Source organism: Nocardia carnea (genome assembly GCF_029868855.1).
GTDB classification, from domain to species: Bacteria; Actinomycetota; Actinomycetes; order Mycobacteriales; family Mycobacteriaceae; genus Nocardia; species Nocardia carnea_A.
Window position 1 is genome coordinate 1 of the sequence record NZ_JARWOV010000161.1, and the last position, 9003, is coordinate 9003.

Sequence of the window (9003 nt, forward strand, 5' to 3'; positions counted from 1 at the left end):
GTCGTACGGCCCGGCGCAGATCGGCGGCGGCCCGGGGCCCGCCCGGGCCCCGGTGGGGGGGGGGGTGGGCACCCGGGCGGGTTTGGGTGGGGGCGCCGGGGCGCAATGCCCCGGCCCCCCCCCCCGGCGCCCCCCCCCCCCACCCAACCCCGCCGCGCCCCCCCCCCCCCCCCCCCGCGGGCGCGGCGCGCCCCCCGCGACTCACCGCCATCGAAGGCCGGGTACCCGTCGCGGGCGAATGGCCGTCCGGCTGCCGATTCCGGGAACGCTGCCCACACGACCGGCCCGGCCTGTGCGACGCCACCCACCCCGCGAGCACTCCCACCGGCAACCGGAGCTCCGCCCGATGCCTGCGCACCACCGAGATCGAACTACAAGGAGTGCAGCAACCATGAGCCTGCTCGAGGTCACCGATATTTCGAAGTCTTTCTCGACAGGCCGCGATCTACTCGGCCGCCGCACCGGGTGGACCCACGCCGTCCGGAACGTCTCCTTCCGGCTCGGCACCGGCGAATGCCTCGCGGTGGTCGGCGAATCCGGCGCCGGGAAATCGACCGTCGGCAGAATCGTGCTGCGGTTGATCGAACCCGACACCGGCAGCATCGTCTTCGACGGCCGCGACGTCCGCGCGGCCACACCCGCCCGGCTCCGCGCCCTGCGCCGCGGTATGCAGATGATCTTCCAAGATCCGCACAGTTCCCTCGACCCCCGGATGAGCATCCTCGACGCCGTCGCCGAACCACTCGTCGTCCACACCGACCTCGATCGCAAAACCCGCGCCGCCGCTGTGCGAACCCTGCTGGACAAGGTCGGTATCGGCGCCCGCTACCTCGACCGCTACCCGGCCGAACTCTCAGGCGGCCAGCTGCAACGCGTCGCGATCGCCCGCGCACTCACCCTGGAACCCAAGATGATCGTCTGCGACGAACCCGTCGCCGCCCTCGATGTCTCGGTGCGATCACAGGTCCTCAACCTGCTGCGCGACCTCCAGGACGAACTCGGATTGGCCTACCTCTTCGTCTGTCACGACCTCGCACTGATCGAAGTGATCGCCGACCGGGTCCTGGTCATGGCAGGCGGCAGAGTCGTCGAAACGGGCACCGTCGAGGAGATCTACCACAACCCCAAGGAGGAATACACGCAAAAACTACTGGCAGCCATCCCGATACCCGTCCCGCGCAGCGCGCGGCGCTGACACCGGGCAGCGGAACCCACCATGGGAATGATCGAACGGATCACCGTCATCCTCGATGTCTTCGACGACCGCACCTCCTGCCTGACCCTGGAGGAAATCAGCCGCCGAACACAGCTGCCCCGCTCGACAGTGCACCGGATCCTCAAACAGCTGGTCCGGCTGAACTGGGTGGAACACACCCCCTACGGCTACACCATCGGGCGGCGTGCGCTGCGAATGGGCGGAATCTCCGAGGGCTACAGCGCGATCCGCGCGGCGGCCGCTCCCGTATTGCACGACCTGCACGCACAGACCGGTATGGTCGTCCACCTCGCCGTGCTGGAAGGTGGCGAGAACGTCTACCTCGACAAAGTGGGTGGCCGCGATGCGTCGTCGCTGCCGTCACGGATCGGCGGCCGCGGGCCCGCCTACGCGACAGCCTGCGGAAAGTCCATGCTCGCGTTGCTGGCCCCCGAATGGGTGGACAGCATGTACGGGCAGCGACTGCACCGCTGCACCGAACGCACGATCGGCGAAATCACCGAACTGCACCGGGAACTCAACCTCGTCCGGCGTCGCGGCCTCGCCTTCGACTGGGGCGAGGCCTTCCGAAGCCTGGCTTGCGCGGGTGCCGTCATCCGCGGTGCCCGCGGACCCCTCGCCGCGCTCTCGGTGTGCGGCGCTGCCGACACCGCACCGTTCGAGCGGACAGCCCCCTTGGTAGTGGCCGCGGCCCAGGAAGTCACCCTGACCCTCGGCCGTCGTGCCACACCGCTCACCGGCCCGGGACCGCGGGATTTCCGCGAGGAACCGGTCCACCTCTACGAGGACAGGCCCCCCGCATCACGTCCTGACCCCGCGCCGGCTCCAGCGAGCTGATCAACGCATCACCGAGGCCGTTTACGGGAAGCCCTCGCACTACCCAGCGGTCATGACCCACAGGGGGATAACCCGACCGGTTCGACGCAGGTCACGGCCGGCATCGGCATCCTTCCCGTGCGGGCACATGAGGGAATAGGGGAGTGGGTCGCCGTCTCGGCTCGGCTGCTTCTATTCGCGGTAGCAGCAGCCGAGCACGGAACGAACGCTGTGCCGTGAAACTCGGTCGAGCGCGTGGAACAGCAGGAACCCTGTACCGATAGACAGAACATTTCATCACCTAACGACGATATGCGCATCTAACTATGAATCCCTCCTCGAGTTCCTTCGGCTACCACCAAAAAGAAAAAGACAAAGGAAGAGGCACATACTGCATCAGAAATCATCGATTCTCCTGATGCAGCTGGGGAGCAGGCCTGGCCGATGTCGCGGCGTCGGGATGCACCGTCGACGTGCCCACACATGGCTGAGCCGGCGAGCGAGAGGCCGAGAGCAGTCGCAGTTGATCTGCGGTGTACGAGCAAATACGCCGAGGGAACAGCCGGCACGGTTCTGTCCGGTACTCGGCGGCATCGCCCGCCGATCGGTACCCGACCCTGTTCCGGCTACCCGGTACCCTCGACCCGCCGCAGAGGAGAGGAGCCGCCGATGCCCGGGAACAACCGCGCCCGCCGCCGTACCGGCATGCGGTCGGCACCAGTACGCCGGATCGCGATCGACGTGACCCCGCTGCGTACCAGCCGTGAGTTCCGGATCGTGTTCACCGCCCGCACGATCTCGGTGTTCGGTATCGGCTTCCTGGTGGTCGCCCTGCCCATCCAAGTTTTCGCGGTCACCGGATCGACCGCCATGGTCGCTACCGTTGCCACGATCATCGGCCTCTCGGCCTTCGCGGGCACCCTGATCGGCGGTACCGCCGCCGACCATTACGACCGGCGGCTCGTGATCGTCGGTTCCCGCGCCGCCGCAACCCTCGGTTTCGCCCTGCTCGCGGTGAACGCGATGCTCCCCGAACCGAAACTGTGGGTGATCTTCCTCTGCGCGGTCATCGACGGTGTCACCGGCGGGATCTCCGAGACCGCGCTGGTCGCGGCCATGCCGGCGCTGATCCCGCCTGGCAAACTGGCGGCGGGTGCCGCACTGATGGCGTTGACCGCCGACCTCGGCCATATGTCGGCGCCCGCACTCGCCGGCGTGCTCATCGCCTGGCTCGACGTCGCCGCCAACTACTGGTTCGCGGCCGCGGCGAGTCTGGTGACGACATTGCTCCTCGCCCGCCTCGGCCCGATGACCGCCGAACGCGGTCACGACGAGTCACCGGCACGCGCCGCGCTGTCCGGGTTCCGTTTCGCCGCGCGGCACCGGATCATCGGCGCGACACTGCTCGTCGGCTGCGTCACCATGCTGTTGTCCGGATGGAATGTCCTGATCCCGGAATACGTCACCGAGATACTGCACGCCGGTGACGCCACCGCGGGCCTGCTGTTCGCCGCGCCCGCGGTCGGCGCCGTCCTCGGTTCCCTCACCTCGGGCTGGACCGGATCGATCCACCGCGGCGGTCAGGTGATCTTCGCGGCCACCTTCCTCTCGGCCGCCGGGATCGTCGGCGCCGGTCTCCTCGGCGCCACCGCCGTGGTGTTCGCGGGTCTCGTCGCGCACGGCGCGGGCCGCGTGGTGAGCGATATCGCGCGCTTCGCCGTAGTCCAGACCGCCACCCCCGACGAGTTCCGCGGCCGCGTGTCCGGCCTGTGGACCGCGCAACTCACCATCGCCCTGTCGCTGGGCGCCGTCGTCGCCGGCATCGTGTCGAGCGTGGTTCCCACGCGGGCGGTGTTCCTGGTGTACGGCGCGGGTGGATGCGTGCTGACCGTCGCGCTGTGGTGCCTGCTCACCACCCTGCGCACCGTCGACAGCAGCACCACTGCAGCAAGGAGGAACAGCGCGTCCGAACGGAAAGCCTCATAGCGTTCCTCCGGCCCCTTCTCATCAGCCATACCTCGACAGCCCGTGGTCAGAGGCGGCCCACGCCCCGCTGTCAGCCCCAGACCCCGGGAGCTCGGGTAGGAACACTCAGTTCGGCGACTACGCCGTAGTGGTCGCTTGCTTGAACCCCGCCCTGCGGCTCTACACCGATCCGTTCGACGGATCGCACCGCTAGTGTCGGCCCGAAACTCCCGCCTCGCACCATCACGTAGTCGATACGCCGTCCGGCGGCGGAGAACATGTCGCCACCGGCGACCAGCGGGTTGTCCGGGGTGAATGTATGCCCTGGATCGTTGGGTCGCAGCATTTCCCACGCGTCGTGATAACTGACGCTCACGCCCGCCAGGGCTTGGCGGCCGGTCCAGAATCGTATGCTCGCCGAGTCCGGGGTGGCGTCGAAGTCGCCGACCACGACAGCGTGCTCAGCACGGTCGCCGAGGACTTCTTCGATGAACCGGGCCGTCTCGACGGCCTGCAACTCACGTTCGTGTTCGTAGTCGAGCTGGAAGACCGGTTTGTGGTGGGCGACGTGCACGGTTCCCAATGGTTGCGGAGCACGGATCTCGGCAACGACCACAGCCGACCACGGGAACGCCGCCGCGCGGTCGGTGACGCCCAGGCTGTGCTCGTGAATCTTGCCGAACGGCCAGCGGCTGGCCAGCGCTAGGCCGACGCCGTCGGGCGTGGTCCGAGAGTGCCACGCGAGGTGCCGGCCCGGGCCGAGCAGATCGGCAATGCCCTGCTCTCGATTCTCACCGGCGTCGACTTCCTGCAGGGCGATGATGTCGGCGTCAGCTGCCCGTAATTGTTCTGCCACGGCCTTCTTCCGGCGCTGCCAATCGGCGAGCAGCGGCGACAGGACGTTGAAGGTTGCCACCCGCAGCGAACTCACTGATATTTCGGGGCCGGCGTCCGGATTCGGATTGTTCACGATGGGCATAGTCCATGGTGCATGCAGAACGAGTGGGGGCGGGGAATGGTGCGGCGGCATAGGATTCCGCAGATGACTTCGACTCTCGGACTCTGCCTGATGCTGGCGCCCGTCCTGGCCATCATCGTTTCGGCAGTAGCGTTTCGATTCGCCGGTCCGGGCCGTAAGTCGGCGCGCACGTCGAGCTCCGCCTCTCCACGGATGAGTCAAGCACGGTTGGATGTCGCGCGGTCGGTGGCCGCCGGGATGCTTGCCCCGCGCGAGGCCCCCGATGACGAGACACTGTCGAGCGTGCTGGCGTTGAAGGACCAGCGCAAGCCCGCCCACGGCGTCAAACTTCTGCGCGACCGGACCGGCCTCGGTCTATCGGAAGCCAAGCGCCTCTTCGACCGGCTGTGACGCGCCCGGCGCGATCTCTGCGCTGAAGCCTGGGTCGCCGGGCATGCGCTGAGGCTCTTACGATCTCGCCGTGAAGATCTGGACGGAGCGCCCTGCCGAGACCGACGTCGAAGCGGTCGTCGGCCGCTACTTCGGCCTGCTCCGAGCTGGGAAGATCGCTGAGGCCGAACAGCTCGTCGACCATGTGCCGGTCCGGCATGTGCTCGAGAGTCTGTGGAAGGGTTCAGTCGGTGCCGGCCCCGATGACGAGGCGGATTGCCGCCTCGCTGCCGGCGAGTGGGAACAGGACTTGTCCTGGCTCGGCGAGCTCGTTCTGGGGGACTTCTACTGGGGCCACACCGGCACCCACTTCTACGTCGAGGTCATCTACCAGGAGCAGATAATCGAGGTGTCATTGGGCTTTTGGGTCAAGCTCACCGACTCGGGCTGGGTTGTCGCGGGACCGTCCACCCTGTGGTAGGGCGCCGCACGGTGCTGACCGCCGCATATGGACCAGCAGAGCCTCTGCCTGTGCCGACGGCTCGCTGAGGTCGACTAGCGCGCCGCGGCCGCCAGCTGCGGGGTGATGCGGTCCAGCGCGAACCGCAAGGATCCGGGTGTGCCCGCGGACAACGCCAGCACCGCCGGATCGTTCTCCGGCAACCGCACCGCGTGCCCGTCCCGCACCACAGCCAGCGAGTTGATCAACGTATCGTTGTCCAGATCCGCGAACGGCAGACCGATTGTGGTGAACACGGCGACCTGCGCGTCGAGATCACCCACCCGCTCCGCCGGAACCTGCGCGAAGAAACCCGAACTCTGCAACCGGGTGACCGGCGGGTTCTGCACGAAACCGAGGTCGGCGAAGAAATCGAACCGGGCATCCCCGGCCAGGTAGGCGCCGTAGGCGGTACCGAACTTCGCCGCGTACACGAAGCTTTTACCGGCGAACTCCGGATGCTCGTCCGCGACCGCCTGCTGGCGGGCCGTGGTGTCCGCGACGATCTTGTCCGCTTCGACCCGTTTGCCCAGCGCGGCGCCGATGAGCTCGGCCTGCGTCTGCCAGTTGACCGCGAAATCGCCTGTGCCCTCGGGCGCGGTCACCACCGGTGCGATCTCCCGGAGTTCCTCGGTGACAGCACTGTCCGCCTTCGCACGCACATTCAGGATCAGATCCGGATCGAGCTCCTCGATCTGCTGCATATTGAACTCGCCGGCACTCTGCGCCGAGATCAGTTCGGGAGAGCTGTCACCGAACGCCGCCGCATCCCATTCACCGACACCCTTGGTGGCCGCACCGAAACTCATCCAGTCGTAGACGGCCACCGGCCGCACACCCAATTCCACCGCGACCGCACCATCCGACCAGCCCAGCGCCACGACGCGCGGGTTGTCCGGCAGCGAATACCCGGGCGCCCCATCGGGGTCGTCGAACACCTCATAGGTGGTGTCATCGGACTGCACACACGCCGTCGCGGCCAGCAGCACACTCACCATTCCCGCCACGACCCCACCGATACGCCGCCTCGCCATGGTTCTCCTTCCCAGTTGTGTGCCCGGCGGGCACGATTCACACGCTGTCCACCCGGACCGCGCCCTCCGCGAGCGGCACCACCAGCGGAGTGCCGGTCTGCGGGTCGTCGACAACCTGCGCGTACACCCCGAAAACCCGGTCGACCAGCTCAGCGGTGATGATCTTGCGCGGGGGACCCACGGCCACGATCTGCCCGTCGCGCATGGCGATGATGTGGGAGGCGTACCGGGCGGCCTGGTTGAGGTCGTGCAGTACCGCGACCAGCGTGGTGCCCCGCCGGTTGAGGTCCACACACAAATCCAGGACCTCGATCTGGTGCCCGAGATCGAGGTAGGTCGTCGGCTCGTCCAGTAACAGGATCGGCGTCTGCTGGGCCAGCGCCATCGCGATCCACACCCGCTGCCGCTGCCCACCCGACAACGCCTCCACCGGCCGCGTCGACAATTCGGTCAACCGGGTGACCTGCAGCGCGAAATCGACCGCCCGCTGATCGGCGTCGGTCCACTGGCGGAACAGCTTCTGATACGGGAACCGGCCACGGGAGACCAGGTCGATGATCGTGATCCCGTCCGGTGCGATCGACTGCTGCGGTAGCAGCCCCACCTCCCGCGCGAACTCTTTACCGCCGTACTCGGCCACATCCCGTCCGTCGAGCAGCACCGTGCCGCGTTGCGGCCGTAGCAGCCGTGACAGCGTCCGCAGCAACGTCGATTTACCGCAGGCGTTCGGCCCGACGATCACGGTGAACGAGCCGTCGGGCACCACCACATCCAGATCGGCGAGTACGGTGCGGTCGCCGTAACCGACTCGCAGATCGGTGCCGGTCAACCGTCCCGGCGTCGCACCGGGCAGGGAGTCACTGGTCACGGGCGGGCCTTTCGGGACTGCGCCAGCAGAAGGAACAACAGATACACACCACCCAGCGACGTGGTGACCACGCCGACCGGCAACTGGGTTTGCGGCGCGAGGATCGTGCGCGCCACCACCTCACTGGAAACCAGGAGAGTGGCGCCCACCGCCGCCGAGGTGACCAGCGGGATCCCCGGGCTCGGAGTGATCCGCGCCGCCACCTGTGGGGCCACCAGCGCCACGAAGGCGATCGGGCCGGCGATCGCGGTCGTCGCCGCCGCGAAACCCACACCGATCACCAGCAGCATCATCTGCGTGCGCTCGGTATCGACACCCTTGCTCGCCGCGGAATCCGTGCCCAGTTCGAACATCCGCATCCGCGGCGCGACCACGGTCAACGCCGGAAGCAGGACCGCCAGGGCCACGAACACCGGCACCGTATCGGCCATCGTCAGATCACGCAGATTACCCATACCCCATGCCGCGGCCGCGCCCGCTTCCTGCACATCGGACGTGGCGACCAGGTAGCCGTTTACCGACAGCAGCATCGCCGAAACACCGATACCGACGATGATGAACCGGTAATTACCGGTTCCGCCGCGCATCCCGAGGAAATACACCACCAGCGCGGTGAGCAGACATCCGAGCAGGGCTCCGACCGTGGCGCCGCCCGAACCGAGCCCGAAAACCAGCATCGCCACCAGCGCTCCGGTGTTGGCGCCGGTGGTGAATCCGATGATGTCCGGGCTGCCCAGCGGGTTGCGGGTGAGGGTCTGGAAGATCGCACCCGACAAAGCCAGCGACGCCCCGCCGAGTATCGCGGTGACCACCACCGGCAACCAGCCGGCGACGTGATCGGCGGCCGAACCACCGATCTGGCCGGCGAGTACCTGTAGCACTTCGACGAATCCCAGCCCCGGGGTGTCGGTGCTGCTCGCGCCCAGTGACCGGATTCCGACCGCCGCGGTGATCAGCACCAGTGCCACCGTGATCACCGCCGAGACGATATCGATGCGCACACTGAACCCCAGCCTGCGTATCCGCAGGAACCGTACGCGGCCCGGCCACCGGGCAGCGGCCGGCGCCGCGCCCCGGACCCCAGCGCCCCCGGGGCGCCGCGCGCCCACCCGCAAAACACCGGGGCCGAATGAGCCCGTCTGTGAACCGGAATCGTCCCGGTTTGCAGCGTCCCGCATACCGGTATCGGGGTCCCCGGCAAACGTCTGCTCATCATCGAATGCCGGACCGGACGGTCGTCCGCTCTCCTGATGATCA

At 67.8% G+C, this 9003-nt stretch carries 9 protein-coding genes and 1 pseudogene; 5 read left to right on the forward strand and 5 right to left on the reverse strand.

Going from position 1 to position 9003, the window contains the following annotated elements; genetic code table 11:
• Positions 1-211: pseudogene (locus QH195_RS14650) on the reverse strand (hypothetical protein); the annotation flags it as partial.
• 180 nt (positions 212-391) lie between these two features.
• On the opposite strand from QH195_RS14650, the gene QH195_RS14655 reads away from it, so the two are divergent.
• From QH195_RS14655 to entS, 3 genes are all read left to right on the forward strand, one after another.
• Positions 392-1195, forward strand: a complete 804-nt coding sequence (locus QH195_RS14655) for an ATP-binding cassette domain-containing protein (RefSeq protein WP_280435764.1) — start codon at positions 392-394, stop codon at positions 1193-1195.
• Between the two features lie 27 nt (positions 1196-1222).
• Entirely contained in the window at positions 1223-2053 is an 831-nt protein-coding gene (locus QH195_RS14660) for an IclR family transcriptional regulator (protein ID WP_280435770.1), read from the forward strand.
• A gap of 648 nt (positions 2054-2701) precedes the next feature.
• Positions 2702-4018: an enterobactin transporter EntS gene (entS, locus tag QH195_RS14665; protein WP_280435765.1), complete on the forward strand. Its 1317-nt coding sequence runs from the start codon at positions 2702-2704 to the stop codon at positions 4016-4018.
• A 70-nt stretch (positions 4019-4088) separates the two neighbouring features.
• Here the strand turns inward: entS and QH195_RS14670 are convergent, their stop codons facing one another.
• Positions 4089-4967, reverse strand: a complete 879-nt coding sequence (locus QH195_RS14670; protein WP_280435766.1) for an endonuclease/exonuclease/phosphatase family protein — start codon at positions 4965-4967, stop codon at positions 4089-4091.
• 72 nt (positions 4968-5039) lie between these two features.
• Between QH195_RS14670 and QH195_RS14675 the strand changes: the two genes are divergently transcribed.
• Both QH195_RS14675 and QH195_RS14680 read left to right on the forward strand, forming a co-directional pair.
• The gene (locus QH195_RS14675; protein ID WP_280435767.1) at positions 5040-5366 is read left to right on the forward strand and encodes a hypothetical protein; all 327 of its coding nucleotides are present in this window, start codon (positions 5040-5042) and stop codon (positions 5364-5366) included.
• Between the two features lie 70 nt (positions 5367-5436).
• Positions 5437-5826 (forward strand): hypothetical protein, encoded by a 390-nt coding sequence (locus QH195_RS14680; protein WP_280423837.1) that lies wholly within the window; start codon positions 5437-5439, stop codon positions 5824-5826.
• Positions 5827-5900: 74 nt separating this feature from the next.
• Here QH195_RS14680 and QH195_RS14685 read toward each other — a convergent pair whose 3' ends face one another.
• From QH195_RS14685 to QH195_RS14695, 3 genes are all read right to left on the reverse strand, one after another.
• Positions 5901-6878, reverse strand: a complete 978-nt coding sequence (locus QH195_RS14685; RefSeq protein WP_280435768.1) for an ABC transporter substrate-binding protein — start codon at positions 6876-6878, stop codon at positions 5901-5903.
• Between the two features lie 37 nt (positions 6879-6915).
• A complete protein-coding gene (locus QH195_RS14690; RefSeq protein WP_280435769.1) occupies positions 6916-7746 on the reverse strand; it encodes an ABC transporter ATP-binding protein in 831 nt (276 codons plus the stop codon).
• Positions 7743-9003: FecCD family ABC transporter permease (locus QH195_RS14695; RefSeq protein WP_348537352.1), on the reverse strand; the 1261-nt coding region annotated here is incomplete at its 5' end. The genes QH195_RS14690 and QH195_RS14695, both read right to left, overlap by 4 nt.